This is a genomic window from Streptomyces sp. NPDC026092, from assembly GCF_040638605.1.
Taxonomy (GTDB): domain Bacteria; phylum Actinomycetota; class Actinomycetes; order Streptomycetales; family Streptomycetaceae; genus Streptomyces.
This window is the reverse complement of record NZ_JBEZYN010000004.1, coordinates 417,576-433,797: the sequence shown is the minus strand read 5'-3', so window position 1 is coordinate 433,797 and position 16,222 is coordinate 417,576. Positions and strand designations below refer to the sequence as shown.

13 protein-coding genes are annotated in these 16,222 nt (G+C 72.4%); 5 read left to right on the top strand and 8 right to left on the bottom strand.

Translation table 11 applies throughout. The features are described 5' to 3' along the window. Window positions 1–9: 9 nt before the first annotated feature. From AB0F56_RS09350 to ssd, 6 genes are read right to left on the bottom strand one after another with little or no spacing between them, the layout of a single operon-like run. Window positions 10–369, bottom strand: a complete 360-nt coding sequence (locus AB0F56_RS09350) for a TadE family type IV pilus minor pilin (RefSeq protein WP_362005991.1) — start codon at window positions 367–369, stop codon at window positions 10–12. Continuing rightward, window positions 356–562, bottom strand: coding sequence for a DUF4244 domain-containing protein (locus tag AB0F56_RS09345; RefSeq protein ID WP_362006183.1), 207 nt, complete (start codon window positions 560–562; stop codon window positions 356–358). The genes AB0F56_RS09350 and AB0F56_RS09345 overlap by 14 nt, the downstream gene beginning before the upstream one ends. A 60-nt stretch (window positions 563–622) precedes the next feature. Beyond that, window positions 623–1,390: a type II secretion system F family protein gene (locus AB0F56_RS09340; RefSeq protein ID WP_362005988.1), complete on the bottom strand. Its 768-nt coding sequence runs from the start codon at window positions 1,388–1,390 to the stop codon at window positions 623–625. Then, complete coding sequence (locus AB0F56_RS09335) at window positions 1,387–2,271, bottom strand: type II secretion system F family protein (RefSeq protein WP_362005985.1); 885 nt, start codon at window positions 2,269–2,271, stop codon at window positions 1,387–1,389. Before AB0F56_RS09335 ends, AB0F56_RS09340 begins: the two co-directional genes overlap by 4 nt. Then, complete coding sequence (locus tag AB0F56_RS09330) at window positions 2,268–3,437, bottom strand: TadA family conjugal transfer-associated ATPase (protein WP_362005982.1); 1,170 nt, start codon at window positions 3,435–3,437, stop codon at window positions 2,268–2,270. Before AB0F56_RS09330 ends, AB0F56_RS09335 begins: the two co-directional genes overlap by 4 nt. Continuing rightward, window positions 3,434–4,486 carry a septum site-determining protein Ssd gene (gene ssd, locus AB0F56_RS09325; protein WP_362006180.1) on the bottom strand — a complete coding sequence of 351 codons (1,053 nt, stop codon included), beginning with the start codon at window positions 4,484–4,486 and terminating at the stop codon, window positions 3,434–3,436. The genes AB0F56_RS09330 and ssd overlap by 4 nt, the downstream gene beginning before the upstream one ends. A gap of 614 nt (window positions 4,487–5,100) precedes the next feature. Here ssd and AB0F56_RS09320 point away from each other — a divergent pair. Further along, window positions 5,101–5,967, top strand: coding sequence for an HAD-IB family hydrolase (locus AB0F56_RS09320; RefSeq protein WP_362005981.1), 867 nt, complete (start codon window positions 5,101–5,103; stop codon window positions 5,965–5,967). Window positions 5,968–6,296: 329 nt separating this feature from the next. On the opposite strand, the gene AB0F56_RS09315 is transcribed toward AB0F56_RS09320, so the two are convergent. Then, a complete protein-coding gene (locus AB0F56_RS09315) occupies window positions 6,297–7,151 on the bottom strand; it encodes an oxidoreductase (RefSeq protein WP_362005978.1) in 855 nt (284 codons plus the stop codon). Between the two features lie 112 nt (window positions 7,152–7,263). Here AB0F56_RS09315 and AB0F56_RS09310 point away from each other — a divergent pair, with 112 nt between their 5' ends. Then, window positions 7,264–8,250, top strand: coding sequence for an ATP-binding protein (locus AB0F56_RS09310; protein WP_362005977.1), 987 nt, complete (start codon window positions 7,264–7,266; stop codon window positions 8,248–8,250). An 18-nt stretch (window positions 8,251–8,268) separates the two neighbouring features. Here the strand turns inward: AB0F56_RS09310 and AB0F56_RS09305 are convergent, their stop codons facing one another. Further along, window positions 8,269–9,651, bottom strand: coding sequence for a hypothetical protein (locus tag AB0F56_RS09305; protein ID WP_362005974.1), 1,383 nt, complete (start codon window positions 9,649–9,651; stop codon window positions 8,269–8,271). Window positions 9,652–9,956: 305 nt separating this feature from the next. Between AB0F56_RS09305 and AB0F56_RS09300 the strand changes: the two genes are divergently transcribed. The 3 genes from AB0F56_RS09300 (at window position 9,957) to nhaA (ending at window position 16,222) form a co-directional block, all read left to right on the top strand. Continuing rightward, window positions 9,957–12,410: a bifunctional SulP family inorganic anion transporter/carbonic anhydrase gene (locus tag AB0F56_RS09300; RefSeq protein ID WP_362005972.1), complete on the top strand. Its 2,454-nt coding sequence runs from the start codon at window positions 9,957–9,959 to the stop codon at window positions 12,408–12,410. A gap of 210 nt (window positions 12,411–12,620) precedes the next feature. Continuing rightward, window positions 12,621–14,576 carry an acetate--CoA ligase gene (gene acs / locus AB0F56_RS09295; protein WP_362005971.1) on the top strand — a complete coding sequence of 652 codons (1,956 nt, stop codon included), beginning with the start codon at window positions 12,621–12,623 and terminating at the stop codon, window positions 14,574–14,576. A gap of 200 nt (window positions 14,577–14,776) precedes the next feature. After that, a complete protein-coding gene (nhaA, locus tag AB0F56_RS09290) occupies window positions 14,777–16,222 on the top strand; it encodes a Na+/H+ antiporter NhaA (protein WP_362005968.1) in 1,446 nt (481 codons plus the stop codon).

The following is a 16,222-nucleotide window of genomic DNA, read 5'->3' as shown; positions in this document are numbered from 1 at the left end:
CTGTCCCGCTCACGGTGCCGTCACCCCCACCGCGTCCTCGGCGAGCGCCGCTGCTCCGGCGCGCAGCGTCAGGCCCAGCCCGCCCGGCCCGGGTGCCTGGGCCTCCACAGTCACCCGCCACAACTCGCCCGAACGGGTGACCGAGACCCGTGCGCCCTCCGGCGCCGCCGCCCGGGCGGCGGCCTCGGCGCCGGTCACCGGCTCCGACCTCGCCACCGCCCGCGCCCCGGCCCGTGCCGCGTCCACGCACTGGATCTGCGCCGCGGCGGCGGCCAGCGCCCAGACCAGGGCCATGGTGAACAGCACCAGCGTCGGCAGGGCCATCGCCGCCTCCACGGTCACGGCGCCCCGGTCGTCAGAACGGCGCATCGAGCGCCTTCCCGATCACCGACTCCAGCGCCCCGGAGACCGAACCGCTGGTCACGATCTTGTACAGGATCGTCGCGAACCCGGCCGCCGCGATGGTCCCCATCGCGTACTCCGAGGTGGTCATCCCCGCGTCACCCCGCGCAGCCACCCACCGGTCCCGCCGGTCCCGCCACCAGGCGCCCATCCGTCGCATCTTCGTCATTCCAACCCCCATGTGCAGTCGTCGTGTTCGTGTTCGTGCTCGTCGTTCCGGTCAGTTCCGCAGCAGTCCGGTCGCGAGGCCGATCACCACCGGGGCCACGCCCACCGCCAGGAAGGCGGGCAGGAAGCAGAGCCCCACGGGCGCGGTGATCAGGACCTGGGCCCGCTGGGCCCGGGCCGCCGCCTTGCGGGCCCGCTCAGCGCGCAGGTCGGTCGCGTGCCGTGAGACGGCCTCGGCGGCGGGCGCCCCCGAGGAGCCGGCCCGTTCCAGGCAGCGGGCCAGGGCCTCGGCGCCGGGTATCGCGCCGAACCTCCGCCACACGTCGGCCGGTTCGCCCCCGAGCCGCAGCTCCCCGGCCGTCCGCGTCAGCCGCTCGCCGAGGGGCCCGCCCAGGGAGCGCCCCACCGCCTCCGCCGCCTCGCCCGGCCCCGCCCCGGCGGACGCGCAGGCCGCCAACAGGTCGGCCGCGAGGGGCAGCTGGCGTACGGCCTCGTCCTCGTCGCCGGTCACCGGGGCGCGGCGCGCGCTCCACCGCCGTACGCCGAAGCCCGCCGCGATCCCCGCCAGGATCCCGGGCACCCCACCGACGAGGGCCCACCCGAGGGCCGCCGCCGCGAGCGGAGCGGCCCAGGTCCTCAGCCAGGGCGGGCAACCGCTCTCGAACCGGCGCCCCCGTGCCGGCGCGACACCGAGCAGGGCCTCGATCCGTTTCCGGGTCCGCCGCTCGCGCCGACGGTCGGCCACCGTCCAGGCCGCCCAGGCGAGCGAGGCCAGCACCACGGCCGTCACCCCCAGCCTGTGGACGAACTCTCCGGTCACACCCGCTCCCCTCCTCGGACGATCCGAGCCGCCCACCACAGGCCGGCCGCCTCCAGGGCCGTGCCGACGGCCAGGCACCCGAGCCCCACCGGCGTGTGCAGCAGCACGTACAGCGGGCGGGCGCCGAGCGCGGAACCGAGCACGAGCCCGACGGCCGGGAGCACCGCGAGGACGGCCACCGTCGCCCAGGCGCCTGCCAGTTGGGCCCGCAGCTTCTCCCGCTGATCCCGGTGTTCCCGCAGGGCGGCCTCCAGCCGGTCGAGCCCGGCGGCAAGGCCCGCGCCCCCGTCGACGGCGACCTGCCAGCAGGCCGCGAGGCCGGCGAGACCGTCCGCGCCTTCCTGCCGCGCGGCCCTCCGCAGCGCCCGTGCCACGTCGCCGCCGAACCGGGCCGCGGCGAGCACCTCCGCCTCCTCCTTCGGCCCGAGGGCCCCGGTCGCCCTGACCGCGAACAGCAGCGCCGGCGCGGGCTGCCGCCCCGCCCTCAGTTCGGCCGCGACCGCGCCGCACAGGCCCACCACCGCGTCGGACCGCGCCTCCCGCTCCCTGCGGAGCGCCACCGCCCGCAACCGGCGCCCCACCAGAGGCACCGCCAGCGCACCCGCCACCAAGGGCAACGGCGACTCCCCGAGCACCGCGAGCACCGCCGCCACCGGCAGACAGAGCCACGCGCGCCGCCCCCGCACGGCGGCCCACCACCGCTCGCCGACCGCCCGCCACGACGGCGCCCGGTGGTCCCCCGCCCCGCCCGGAGCCCCGACGCCCGCGAGCACCAGGCGTGCCCTGCGCAACCCCCGCTCCCGCTCGGCCACCCGCCACAGCGCGGCCCCGGCGCACAGCACCGCCGCGCCCTGGGCCGTCGCCCACTGGTCCCCCGTCACGCGCCACCCCCGATCAGCGACCGCAGCCGCTCCCAGCCCTGCTCCCGCTCGAACCCGGCCGCTCCCCAGCGCAGCGCGGGCACGGTCACCACAAGGCCCGCCCGGTCCCGCTCCAGGACGTGGATCTCCGCGATCCGCCGGAGTCCCGCCCGGTCCCGTACGAGATGCAGCACCGCCGAGAGGCCCGCCCCCAACTGGCTGTGCAGCGCGGCCCGGTCGAGCCCGGCGGCCGTCCCGAGGGCTTCGAGACGGGCCGGTACGTCCGCCGCCGTATTGGCGTGGAGCGTCCCCGAGCCGCCTTCATGTCCCGTGTTCAGGGCGGCCAGAAGATCCACCGCCTCCCCGCCGCGCACTTCTCCGACCACGAGCCGGTCCGGCCGCATCCGCAGCGCCTGCCGGACCAGGTCCCGCAGGGTCACCAGGCCCGCGCCCTCCTGGTTCGCCGGTCGCGCCTCCAGGCGCACCACGTGCGGATGGTCGGGCCGCAGTTCGGCCGAGTCCTCGGCGAGGACGATCCGCTCCCGCTCGCCGACCAGGCCGAGGAGCGTGGACAGGAGCGTCGTCTTGCCCGAGCCCGTCCCTCCGGAGATCAGGTACGAGACCCGGGCCTCGATCAGGGCGCGAAGGATCCGCTCCCCGCCGGGCGGGACGGTGCCCGCCCGGGTCAACTCCCCCACGGAGAAGGCCCGGGGCCGCACCACGCGCAGCGACAGGCACGTCGATCCGACGGCCACCGGCGGCAGTACCGCGTGCATCCGGGTCCCGTCCGGAAGCCGGGCGTCCACCCAGGGCCTGGCGTCGTCCAGGCGCCGTCCGGCGACCGCAGCGAGCCGCTGCGCCAGTCGACGTACGGCCGGAGCGTCCGGGAAGCGGACCCCGGTCAGTTCGAGGCCGGCGCCCCGGTCGACCCAGACCTGGTCGGGGCCCGAGACCAGCACATCGGTGACGGCGGGATCGGCGAGCAGCGGCTCCAGAGGTCCGGTGCCGACCAGTTCGCTGCGCAACGCCTCGGCCGTGCCCAGGACTTCCGTGTCCCCGAGCAGCCGGCCCTGCTCGCGCAGCGCCGCCGCGACCCTCGCCGGTGTCGGCTCGGCTCCGCTCTCGGCGAGGCGCTGCCGTACGGCCTCCAGGAGCCCCGCGCCGCCCGCGTGCGTCGTGGCGGTCATGAGACGGTCTCCGGCGCGAGCGCGCGCTCCCAGAACGCCGCGCAGAACCGGCCGAGGGGTCCGCGCGCCTCGCCGCCCGGCGGCGCCCCGCTGTCGAGCGCGGCCAGGAGGCCCGGATCGTGCGGGAGTTCTCCGGCGAGCGGCAGCCCCAGGGTGTCGGCGACCCACTGCTCGTCGATCCCCGGCGCGTACGGCCCGCGCACCACCGCCCGCAGGTCGGCGAGGACCTGGCCCGCGAGGGAGGCGACCCGGTGGGCCGCGGCGACGGCCCGCAACTCGCCCGGGACGACGAGGAGTCCGAGGTCCAGCTGGGCCAGCGCCTCGGTCACCGCCTCGTCGATCCGGCGGGGCAGGTCCACCACCACGATCCCGCCCCTCCTGCGCGCCGCCGCAAGCACCGCGCGCATGGCCTCGGCCGGAACGAGGACCGCGTCGCCCCGGTCCCAACTGAGCACCCGCAGCCCGCGCACCGAGGGCAGCGACTCCTCCAGTGCGCCACCGCCGACCCGCCCCTTGGAGGCGACGAAATCGGGCCACCGCCGGCCTTCGGCCCGCTCCCCGCCCAGCAGGACGTCGAGGCCGCCCCCGAGCGGGTCTCCGTCCACGAGCAGGGTGCGCCGCCCGGTCCTGGCGGCGGCCAGCGCGAGCGCGCAGGCCAGCGTGGAGGCCCCGGCTCCGCCGCGGCCGCCGATCACTCCGACGGTCAGGGCCTGCCGGCCCGCGCCCTCGGCCGCGTCGGCGATGCGGTCGACGAGCCAGCTCTCGGCGTCCGGCAGCCGCAGCACGCAGTCGGCGCCGATCTCGACCGCCCGCCGCCACACCTCGGGGTCGTCGGGAACGTCGGGGTCCCTGCCGACGAGGATCACCCCCTGCCTGCGCGCCGCCCCGCGGCAGCGGGCCGCGGCGTCGTCGCCGACCAGGACGAGCGGGGCGTCGGCCCAACTCGCGGGGCGCTCCGGCACCGTGTGGTGGACCTCGGGCTCGGCACCCGCCGCGGCGCAGAGCCGCAGCAGATCGTCGAGGAGCCCGAGGTCCTCGGTCACGATCAGCGGCCCGGCCGCACGACCGCCCCCGGCAGGCCCCGGCGGCCCCGCCGCCCTCGATGCCCAGGACGCCCGACGCACCCGCGCCGAAGCAGCCGAGGCGCCAACCGCCGCCGAAGCCCTCGCCGTTCCGAATGTCATGGTTCCCGCCACAGCACACGCCCCCTGTCGATGCGATCCCGTCCGCGCCCGTCGCACGGCCGAGATCGGTGATTCCTTCCGTCCGCGGAGTTCGCGGTCGGAATCACCGTGGCGCCATCCCGGAAATCGTGTGGATCTTGCTCAAAAACTGTGGATAACCCAGCCGATGTGAATATCCCCGTGCCCCATACCGGGGATGCCCGGAGAGCATCCCGACCACTACGCTGAGTGACGAAACGCGGGCATCAGGCCATCGCGGCCACCCGGCCGCGGAGAGGGGGAGAGATGAGGATCCGGCGAACGAAAACGCGTCCGGACATGCGACGACCCCCGCCGGGGGGGAGAGCGGGGGTCGTCTCTCCGGCCGACTCGGGGGGGGAGGAGCCGGACCGGGTTAGCACGGTCGCGAACGATCCGTGACTTCCATGGTGTACCCGAGAGCCTTCTCAGGCAAACCCACACGCCCGAGCGTACGCCGAATGGCGGCCACCTATGCTCGGCTCGTGGAAAACCACTCGATGCCGCGCACAGCCGCCTTCTTTGACCTGGACAAGACGGTCATTGCGAAGTCCTCGACGCTGACCTTCAGCAAGTCCTTCTACCAAGGCGGACTGATCAACCGCCGCGCCGTCCTGCGGACGGCCTACATCCAGTTCGTCTTCCTCGTGGGCGGCGCCGACCACGATCAGATGGAGCGGATGCGCGAATACCTTTCCGCGCTCTGCAAAGGATGGAACGTCGCGCAGGTCAAGGAGCTCGTCGCCGAGACCCTGCACGAGCTGATCGACCCGATCATCTACGACGAGGCGGCGTCCCTCATCGAGGAGCACCACGCCGCCGGCCGGGACGTCGTGATCGTCTCCACCTCGGGCGCCGAGGTGGTCGAGCCGATCGGCGAGATGCTCGGCGCCGACCGGGTCGTCGCCACGCGGATGGTCGTCGGCGACGACGGCTGCTTCACCGGTGAGGTGGAGTACTACGCCTATGGGCCCACCAAGGCGGAGGCGATCCGGGAGCTCGCCGAGTCGGAGGGGTACGACCTCTCACGCTGTTACGCGTACAGCGATTCGGCGACCGACGTACCGATGCTGGAGTCCGTGGGTCACCCCTACGCGGTCAATCCCGACCGGACGCTCCGCCGCGAGGCGACCGCCCGGGACTGGCCGATTCTCTCCTTCGAGAAGCCGGTCCGGCTCAAGCAACGGCTGCCGGGATTCCGGATGCCGCCGCGCCCGGCGCTCCTCGCGGTCGCCGCCGTGGGCGCGGCCGCCGCGACGGCCGGTCTCGTCTGGTACGCCAACCGGCGGCGGCACTCCGCCCTTGCCGATCGCTTTGCCCGGATTTGAGGCGAAAGTAAAGAACCTGGAGCCAGGACTTTCGCTTCCCACTCGACAGGAGTAGAAAGGAATCAGGCCCGCGAGACCTAGGACATCCGAGAGGATCACCTGTTGAGCAAGAAGGCCCCACGGACCACGCACAGAAGCTGAGCACCCACGCGACGTCGACCCGTCGATTACGGGCCAGCCGCACCAGGCGAAGGGCAAAGCAACCCCGCCTGATGGGCACATATCGAGGACGCTTGGTAACTCGGCAGACGTGCCAGCGGCGGTACCAGGACTGGTACCGCCGCAACCCTGTGTACGGGGCTTTTCAGACCATCGGACGGAACGCCGCCTCAGGCCGCGCCCCGCTGGAGCGCCTCGCAGACCGCCGTCGACTCCCGGACCCCCAGCTCCACGGCCCGCCCGCAGTGGGCGATCCAGGCGGCCATGCCCTCCGGAGTCCCCGACAAGTACCCCTCGAACGCGGCGACGTACGCCGCCCGCCCCTGCTCCGCGTGCCCGACCTCGGCCGGGCAGATCGCCTTGGGGTCGAGCCCGCTGCCGATGAGCACGATCCGCTCGGCGGTCCGGGCGATCAGCCCGTTGTACGAGGTGAAGGGCCGCAGCGCGAGCAGTTCGCCGTGCACGACGGCCGCCGTCACCAGCGCCGGGGCCGTACCGCCCGCGATGATCAGCTCACTGAGCCCGTCGAGCCGACCGGCCACCTCCGCCGGATCCGGCAGCGGCGCCTCGATCAGCGGCTCGTCGACCGCCTCACCGAGCTGCCGCGGCCTGCCGACCGAGTCGGCCAACCCCAGCCCCGCCCCGGACCCCGTCCCGAGCGCCGCGTCGCCGACCGCGACCAGGTGCAGCCGGGCGAGCACCCGCAGCGGGGACTGGCGCCAGATGGAGAGCAGCTGGCCCGCCTCGGCGCCGAGCCGCAGGGCCGCGCCGACCGTCCGCGCCTCGGCTTCACCACCGAAGTCGGTGCGCCGGCGGACCTCCTCGAGGGCCCAGTCGGCACCGGACAGAGCAGCCGAGCCGCGCGCCCCGCGCAGGGCGGCCTCGGAGGTGATCTCGTTGCTGCGGCGCCGCATCACGCGGTGCCCGTAGACCCGGTCGACGGCCTTGCGTACGGAGTCCACCGAGTCGGCGACGCCCGGCAGGGAGCCGAGGGCGGCCAGGGGGTCAGAGGCGTGCGTACTCATAAGTAGGGAGGCTACGCGCCCATGGCGCCCACCCCGGCCCGCCCCACGTTGGAGTGGTCTTCTTCACGGACCTTGACCACTCGACGCAATCATGACGCTACGCTTCGTGAACATGAAGATCGCTTTCGTAGGGAAGGGCGGCAGCGGCAAGACCACGCTGTCCTCGCTCTTCATTCGCCACCTGGCCGCCAATGAAGCCGCCGTCGTCGCCGTGGACGCCGACATCAACCAGCATCTCGGGGCCGCGCTCGGCCTCGACGAGGCCCAGGCGGCCGCGCTGCCCGCGATGGGCGCACATCTGCCGATGATCAAGGAGTACCTGCGGGGCGACAACCCGCGGATCGCCTCGGCGGACTCGATGATCAAGACGACCCCACCCGGTGAGGGTTCACGCCTGCTGCGGGTGCGCGAGGACAACCCGGTGTACGAGGCCTGCGCGCGGACCGTGCGCCTCGACGACGGTGACATCCGGCTGATGGCGACGGGCCCGTTCACCGAGTCGGACCTCGGAGTGGCCTGCTACCACTCCAAGGTGGGCGCGGTGGAGCTGTGCCTGAACCACCTGGTCGACGGGGTGGACGAGTACGTGGTCGTCGACATGACGGCCGGCTCGGACTCCTTCGCCTCGGGGATGTTCACCCGCTTCGACATGACGTTCCTGGTCGCCGAGCCGACCCGCAAGGGAGTGTCGGTCTACCGCCAGTACAAGGAGTACGCGCGGGACTTCGGGGTCGCCCTCAAGGTCGTCGGCAACAAGGTGCAGGGCCAGGACGACGTGGACTTCCTGCGCGATGAGGTGGGCGACGACCTGCTGGTGACGGTGGGCCACTCGGACTGGGTGCGCGGGATGGAGAAGGGCCGCCCGGCCCGCTTCGAACTCCTGGAGGCGGACAACCGGATGGCGCTCCAGGCCCTCCAGAACGCGGCGGACGACTCGTACGCCCATCGCGACTGGGAGCGGTACACGCGCCAGATGGTCCACTTCCACCTGCGGAACGCGGAGAGCTGGGGCAACGCCAAGACCGGGGTCGACCTGGCGGCGCAGATCGACCCCGGTTTCGTACTCGGCGAGGAACTGGCCGTCCCCCAGCCCAGCTGAGCGACGGCGCCCGAAGGGTTAGTTCTCGGCGGGCTTCCTCAGAGGCTCGGACCCGGCCAGCGGCTCCGACCCGGCCAGCGGTTCCGATCCCGCCAGGGGTGCCGACGGCTTCGCCGACGGGGCCAGCGGCTCCGACGGGGTCAGGGGCTGGGAGGCCAGGAAGGTCGCCCAGCCGCCCTGCGGGGCCTCGCCGACCTTCAGGGTCCGCATCTTCTCGATCACCGCCGGGTCCTGGGCGTCGAGCCAGTCCGCGAGCTGCCGGAAGGACACGCACTTCACGTCCTTCTGGACGCAGACCGTGGCGATGGTCTCCTCGATGGCGCGCATGTACGTGCCGCCGTTCCAGGACTCGAAGTGGTTGCCGATCACGACCGGCGCCCGGTTGCCGTGGTACGAGCGGTTGAAGGCCTGCACCAGGCCGTCCCGCATCTGGTTGCCCCAGTACGCGTGCTGGGACGGGTCGCCCTGCGTCCTGGTACCGGACTGGTTGACCATGAAGTTGTAGTCCATGGAGAGCGTCTGGAACGCGCGGCCGGGCATCGGGACCAGGTGCATCGACAGGTCCCACAGGCCGTGGTCCTTCTTGGGCCAGATCTGGTCGTTGACGCCACTGGTGTCGTAGCGGAAGCCCAGCTCGGCCGCGGCCTTCACGAAGTTGTCGCGGCCCTCCAGGCAGGGCGTGCGGGCGCCGACCAGTTCCTTGTCGTAGTCGAACGGCAGCGGCTGCTCGGTGGTCAGGCCGGAGTTCGTCTTCCAGTTCTTCACGAAGGACTTGGCCTGCTTGATCTCGCTCTTCCAGTCCTCGACCGACCAGGTGCCGACCCCGCTCTCGGGCCCGCAGAAGTGGCCGTTGAAGTGCGTGCCGACCTCGTTGCCCTCCTGCCAGGCGCCGCGCAGTTCGCGGACGGTGGCGCGGATGCCCTCGGTGTCGTTGAAGCCGATGTCCGAGCGGCCGACCGCGTGGCCCGGCGGGTCGTAGAGCGTGCGCTTGTCCTCTGGCAGCAGGTACACGCCGCTGAGGAAGTAGGTCATGGTCGCGTCGTACTTCTTGCCCACCTCACGAAAGTGGGAGAAGAGCTTCTGGCTGTCCTCGCCGGCGCCGTCCCAGGAGAACACCACGAACTGCGGGGGCTGCTGGCCCGGCTTCAGCTTCTCCCAGACGGGCTGGCGCGGCTGGGCACCGGTGAAGGCGGTGGAGCCGTCGCCGATCAGGCGCGGCGCGTTCGGCGCGGCGGCGGGGGCGGGCTTCTTCGCCCCGGGGGCGCCCTTCTCCTTCGGCGCCGACCCCGAGGGATCCGAGCAACCGGCGAGGCCGGTCATCAGGGCGACGGCGAGGGCGACGGCGCCGAGTGCCCTCCTGCGGACAGTGCGGACAGTGGTCCTTCTTCCGGCGGCTGACATCCGCCCACCTCTCCTCGGTTCCGTACAGGGTGCGAGCGGCGTCAACGTCGCACCACGGAAGCCGGAACGATGAAACGACAAGCGGAACGGTGACCGACTGTCACTCCAACCGGTGAATCATTGCCCTGTTTGCCCCGAAAATAATGCCGCAGTCTTTACTCTCCATTACGATCCATTTACCGAGCGTTGATAGTCACCGTCGGCGCCCGGTCATCCCGCCACTGCACGCCGTGACCCACGGCCGCGACCCCCACGTTCGTCCCGCACGAGCCGCGACCGCGCAGCCCCGGAGAAGACGGGAACACATGACTCTCTGCCCACCCCTTCGCCGTACCCACGACCAGCGACCGCACAGCCCGCCGGGCGGCGGCCCCGCGCGCCGCTTCCGCATCGCCGGCGCCGACGTGTCCGCCTCGATCGCCGTCTTCCTGATCGCGCTGCCGCTCTCCCTCGGTATCGCGCTCGCCACCGGAGCCCCGCTCCAGGCAGGCCTGGTGGCCGCCGCCGTCGGCGGCATCGTCGCCGGCCGGTTCGGCGGGTCGCCGCTCCAGGTCAGCGGCCCCGCCGCCGGCCTCACGGTGGTCACCGCCGAACTGATCCAGCGCTACGGCTGGCGCACCACCTGCGCCATCACCGTCCTCGCCGGGCTCGCCCAGATCGGCCTGTCCGCCCTGCGGGTGGCCCGCTCCGCCCTCGCGGTCTCCCCCGCGATCGTGCACGGCATGCTCGCCGGCATCGGTGTGACCATCGCCCTCGCGCAGCTCCACATCGTGCTCGGCGGCACCCCGCAGAGCTCCGCCGTGGACAACGCCCTCGGCCTGCCTGCCCAGTTGACCCATGTGCACCCGGCCGCGTTCGTGATCAGCGCCCTCACCGTGGGCCTGCTCCTGCTGTGGCCGCGCCTGCCCGGCCGTACGGGAAAGCTGCTGCGGAAGGTCCCGGCCGCCCTCGCCGCCGTGGCCGCCGCGACGGCCGTCGCCGCGCTCGCCGGGCTCGCCGTCCCGCGCGTGGACCTGCCGTCCTGGAGCAGCCACGCCCTGCCCGGGCTGCCGGAGGGCCCCGTCCTCGGCATCGCGGCGGGCGTCCTCACCATCACGCTGGTCACCAGCGTGCAGTCGCTGCTCTCGGCCGTCGCCGTGGACAAGCTGGTGGCCGCCCGCGCGGACCACGGCCACGGCGTGCCCCGGTCCCGGCTCGACCGCGAACTGGCGGGCCAGGGCGCCGCGAACGTCGTCTCGGGCGCCCTCGGCGGACTCCCGGTCGCCGGAGTCGCGGTCCGCAGCGTCGCCAACGTCTCCGCGGGCGCCGTGAGCCGTAACTCCACGATGCTGCACGGCCTGTGGATCGTCCTGGCCGCGCTCTTCCTCGTGCCCGTCCTCGACCTGATCCCGCTGCCCGCGCTCGCCGCGCTCGTCATGGTCGTCGGGATCCAGATGGTCAGCATCACCCACATCCGCAGCGTCACCCGGCACCGCGAGGTCCTCGTGTACGCCGTGACGCTCAGCGGGGTCGTCCTCGTCGGGATCCTCGAGGGCGTCGCGCTCGGGATCGCGGTGGCCACCGGCGTCGCCATGCACCGCCTCACCAAGACCCGCATCACCCGCGAGGAGCGGGACGGCCGCCACCTGGTGCGCATCCGCGGGCAGTTGACCTTCCTCGCCGTTCCCCGGCTGAGCCGGGCCCTGCACCAACTACCCCAAGGAGCTCGGGTGGTCGTCGAACTGGACGGGTCCTTCATGGACCACGCGGCGTACGAGACCCTGCACGACTGGCAGGCGAGCCAGGTGCGCCACGGCGGCAAGGTCGAGGTGACCGGCCCGTCCGGCGCCCGGATCGCCGAGCCCGACACGACCTCCCACGCCTGCTGCCGCCCCTGGACCCCCTGGCGCAACCACTGCGGCGAGCACCACCACCCCACCCAGGAGACCCACCGGACGACGGGCCGGCGACCGACGGCCGACCACCGGCCCGAGACGGGCCGCCGGCCGGCGACCGCGCACCAACTGGCGAGCGGCATCGGCAAGTTCCAGCGCAACACCGCGCCACTCGTGCGCGACGAGCTCGCCCGCCTGGCCCGCGAGGGCCAGCGCCCCTCGCAGCTCTTCCTCACCTGCGCCGACTCCCGCCTGGTGACGAGCATGATCACTTCCAGCGGACCTGGCGACCTCTTCACCGTACGGAACGTGGGCAATCTCGTTCCACTGCCCGGCGAGGAGAGCGGCGACGACTCGGTGGCGGCGGCGATCGAGTACGCGGTGGAGGTGCTGCGGGTCCAGTCGATCACCGTCTGCGGACACTCCGGCTGCGGCGCCATGCAGGCCCTCATGAACAGTGCGCCGGACGCCCCGCAGACCCCGCTGCGGCGCTGGCTGCGCCACGGGACGCCCAGCCTGGAGCGGATGGCCAGCCGCAGCCACGCCTGGGCCCGGATCTCGGGGCGGCTGCCGGCCGACGCGGTGGAGCAGCTCTGTCTGACCAATGTGGTCCAGCAGTTGGAGCACCTGCGGGCGTACGAGTCGGTGGCGCGGCGGCTCGCCGAGGGCACGCTGACGCTGCACGGGATGTACTTCCACGTCGGCGAGGCCCAGGCGTACCTGCTGGCCGAACCGGACGAGCAGCACCGCTACGAGGACGTCTTCGACCAGGTCGCGCCTTCGGGGCCGACCGAGGACCGGCTCGCGCCCGCGGGGCCGACGGAAGACCCGCTCGCACCCGCGGGTCCGGCGGCGCAGGACCTGACAGAGGCCCACGCGTCCTGAACCGTCCCGCCCGCGCGTCCGTGAGACTGGGTGGCCCCTTCGTCCTACCGCTCGGGACGGAGGGGCCACCGCGCATCCCGCCACCGCGCACCCCGTCGACTCACAGGTCTAAACCAATTGCCTGGAGGCTCTTGTCACCCGGCCCTCTGACTGATGAGCTATGACGCGGGACACATAGGCACATAGGACGCCCTGGGAAAGGGAGATGTCGTGAGCAACGAAAGCCTGGCCAACCTGCTCAAGGAGGAGCGGCGGTTCGCGCCGCCCGCCGAGCTGGCCGCGCACGCCAACGTGACGGCGGAGGCCTACGAGCAGGCCGCGGCGGACAGGCTTGGCTTCTGGGCCGAGCAGGCGAAGCGCCTCACCTGGGCCACCGAGCCGACCGAGACCCTCGACTGGTCGAACCCGCCGTTCGCCAAGTGGTTCGCCGACGGCGCGCTCAACGTGGCGTACAACTGCGTGGACCGCCATGTCGAGGCCGGCAACGGCGACCGGGTCGCCATCCACTTCGAGGGCGAGCCCGGCGACGGCCGCACCCTCACCTACGCCCAGCTCAAGGACGAGGTCTCGCGGGCGGCCAACGCCCTGACCGAGCTGGGCGTCACCGCGGGCGACCGGGTCGCGATCTACCTGCCGATGATCCCCGAGGCCGTCGTCTCCATGCTGGCCTGCGCCCGCATCGGCGCCGCGCACTCCGTGGTCTTCGGCGGCTTCTCGGCCGACGCCATCGCCACCCGGGTCGAGGACGCCGACGCCAAGCTGGTGATCACCGCCGACGGCGGCTACCGCCGCGGCAAGCCGAGCGCCCTGAAGCCCGCCGTCGACGAGGCCCTCACCCGTACCGACAAGGTGGCCAGCGTCCTCGTCGTCCGCCGTACGGGCCAGGACGTCGCCTGGACCGAGGGCCGGGACGTGTGGTGGCACGACATCGTCGGCCGCCAGTCCACGGAGCACACTCCCGAGGCGTTCCCGGCCGAGCACCCGCTCTTCATCCTCTACACCTCCGGGACGACGGGTAAGCCCAAGGGCATCCTGCACACCTCCGGCGGCTACCTGACCCAGGCGGCCTACACCCACCACGCCGTCTTCGACCTCAAGCCGGAGACCGACGTCTACTGGTGCACCGCCGACATCGGCTGGGTCACCGGGCACTCGTACATCACGTACGGCCCGCTGGCCAACGGTGCGACGCAGGTCATGTACGAGGGCACCCCGGACACCCCGCACCAGGGCCGGTTCTGGGAGATCGTCCAGAAGTACGGCGTCACGATCCTCTACACGGCGCCCACCGCGATCCGTACGTTCATGAAGTGGGGCGACGACATCCCCGCCAAGTTCGACCTGACGAGCCTGCGCGTGCTCGGCTCGGTCGGCGAGCCGATCAACCCCGAGGCGTGGGTCTGGTACCGCGAGCACATCGGCGCCGGGAAGACCCCGATCGTGGACACCTGGTGGCAGACCGAGACCGGCGCGATGATGATCTCGCCGCTGCCCGGCGTCACCGAGACCAAGCCGGGCTCCGCCCAGCGCCCGCTCCCCGGCATCTCCGCGACCGTCGTCGACGACGACGCCAACGAGGTCCCGAACGGGGGCGGCGGCTACCTGGTCCTGACCGAGCCGTGGCCGTCGATGCTCCGCACGATCTGGGGCGACGACCAGCGGTTCCTCGACACGTACTGGTCGCGCTTCGAGGGCAAGTACTTCGCCGGCGACGGCGCGAAGAAGGACGAGGACGGCGACATCTGGCTGCTCGGCCGGGTCGACGACGTCATGCTCGTCTCCGGGCACAACATCTCCACCACCGAGGTCGAGTCGGCGCTCGTCTCGCACCCGTCCGTCGCCGAGGCGGCGGTCGTCGGCGCCGCCGACGAGACGACCGGTCAGGCGATCGTGGCCTTCGTGATCCTGCGCGGTACGGCGAGCGAGGACGAGGGCCTCGTCGCGGAGCTGCGCAACCACGTCGGTACGACGCTCGGCCCGATCGCCAAGCCGAAGCGGATCCTGCCGGTGGCCGAGCTGCCGAAGACCCGGTCCGGCAAGATCATGCGGCGGCTGCTGCGGGACGTGGCGGAGAACCGGGAGCTCGGCGATGTGACGACGCTCACAGATTCGTCCGTCATGGACCTCATCCAGACGAAGCTGCCGAGCGCGGCCAGCGAGGACTGAGCCCCCACAACTCAGGCTCCGGAAAGGGCGCCCACTCCAGGCCACCTGGAGTGGGCGCCCTTTTTGTCCACAACGAGCCGGAATACCGACTTCTACTTAAAGTGAAGATCACCGGACACAACCCCCGCTCGTTAGGTAAAGTAAAGATCGCGTCAGAGACGCGACAGAAAAACCTAGGTGCGCCGGGAAGTCTGGTCGGCATGTGCTTCGCCCTGCCTACCGACCGGAGGTCACCCACCGTGCCCGCGCCCGCACCCACCCCTACCGACCGTAAGTTCCTCGGCCGCCTGTCGCTGCCCGAGCGACGGTTCGTGGCCGACGCGTTGCGCGCCGAGACCGTCGGTGGTGTGCTCCTGCTCGTGGCCGCCGTCGCCGCCATCGTCTGGGCGAACACCGGCCTCAGCGAAAGCTACGAAACGGTACGGAACTACCACATAGGCCCGGCCGCGCTCGGCCTGGACCTCTCGATCCAGCACTGGGCGGCCGACGGCCTCCTCGCGATCTTCTTCTTCGTCGCCGGTATCGAGCTCAAGCGTGAGCTGGTCGCGGGCGAGCTGCGCGACCGCAAGGCCGCCGCGCTCCCCGTCATCGCCGCCATCTGCGGCATGGCGGTACCGGCCCTCGTCTACATGCTGACCAACGTCATCGGCGGCGGCTCCACGCAGGGCTGGGCCGTGCCCACGGCCACGGACATCGCGTTCGCCCTCGCGGTCCTCGCCGTCATCGGCACCTCGCTGCCGTCGGCGCTCCGCGCGTTCCTGCTCACGCTCGCCGTCGTCGACGACCTCTTCGCGATCCTGATCATCGCCGTCTTCTTCACCAGCGACCTGAACTTCGCAGCGCTCGGCGGCGCCTTCATCGGCCTCGGCGTCTTCTGGCTGCTGCTGCGCAAGGGCGTCCGCGGCTGGTACATCTACGTCCCGCTCGCCCTGGTCATCTGGGGCCTGATGTACAACAGCGGCATTCACGCCACCATCGCCGGTGTCGCGATGGGCCTGATGCTGCGCTGCACCAAGCACGAGGGCGAGGAGAACTCCCCCGGCGAGCACATCGAGCACCTGGTCCGGCCGGTCTCCGCGGGCATCGCGGTGCCGCTGTTCGCGCTGTTCTCGGCGGGCGTCACCATCACCGGCAAGACCCTCTCCGAGGTCTCCACGAACCCGGTCACCCTCGGTGTGATCCTCGGGCTCGTCGTCGGCAAGACCGTCGGCATCTTCGGCGGCACCTGGCTCGCGGCCCGCTTCACCAAGGCGGAGCTCAACAGCGACCTGGCCTGGCCGGACGTCTTCGCCGTCGCCTCCCTCGCCGGTATCGGCTTCACCGTCTCGCTCCTCATCGGCGAGCTGGCCTTCGAGGGCGACGCGGCGCTGACCGAGGAGGTCAAGGCCGCCGTCCTGATCGGCTCGCTCACGGCGGCCATCCTCGCCACCATTCTGCTCAAGCTGCGCGTCCGCAAGTACGAGGCGCTGATGGCGGAGGAGGAGCGCGACGAGGACGAGGACGGCATCCCGGACATCTACGAGCAGGACAACCCCGAGTACCACCTCCGGATGGCCGCGATCTACGAGCGGAAGGCCGCCGAGCACCGGCAGCTCGCACAACTGGCGGCGGGGGCATCGAGCGACGACGGCGACAGTCCGGCATGA

Bases quoted from the DNA above. Each gene is read 5' to 3' on its own strand.
- AB0F56_RS09350 (WP_362005991.1), bottom strand. From the start codon at position 369: ATGCGCCGTTCTGACGACCGGGGCGCCGTGACCGTGGAGGCGGCGATG.
- AB0F56_RS09345 (WP_362006183.1), bottom strand. From the start codon at position 562: ATGCGACGGATGGGCGCCTGGTGGCGGGACCGGCGGGACCGGTGGGTG.
- AB0F56_RS09330 (WP_362005982.1), bottom strand. From the start codon at position 3,437: ATGACCGCCACGACGCACGCGGGCGGCGCGGGGCTCCTGGAGGCCGTA.
- AB0F56_RS09320 (WP_362005981.1), top strand. From the start codon at position 5,101: ATGGCGGCCACCTATGCTCGGCTCGTGGAAAACCACTCGATGCCGCGC.
- AB0F56_RS09315 (WP_362005978.1), bottom strand. From the start codon at position 7,151: ATGAGTACGCACGCCTCTGACCCCCTGGCCGCCCTCGGCTCCCTGCCG.
- AB0F56_RS09310 (WP_362005977.1), top strand. From the start codon at position 7,264: ATGAAGATCGCTTTCGTAGGGAAGGGCGGCAGCGGCAAGACCACGCTG.
- AB0F56_RS09305 (WP_362005974.1), bottom strand. From the start codon at position 9,651: ATGTCAGCCGCCGGAAGAAGGACCACTGTCCGCACTGTCCGCAGGAGG.
- AB0F56_RS09300 (WP_362005972.1), top strand. From the start codon at position 9,957: ATGACTCTCTGCCCACCCCTTCGCCGTACCCACGACCAGCGACCGCAC.
- nhaA (WP_362005968.1), top strand. From the start codon at position 14,777: ATGTGCTTCGCCCTGCCTACCGACCGGAGGTCACCCACCGTGCCCGCG.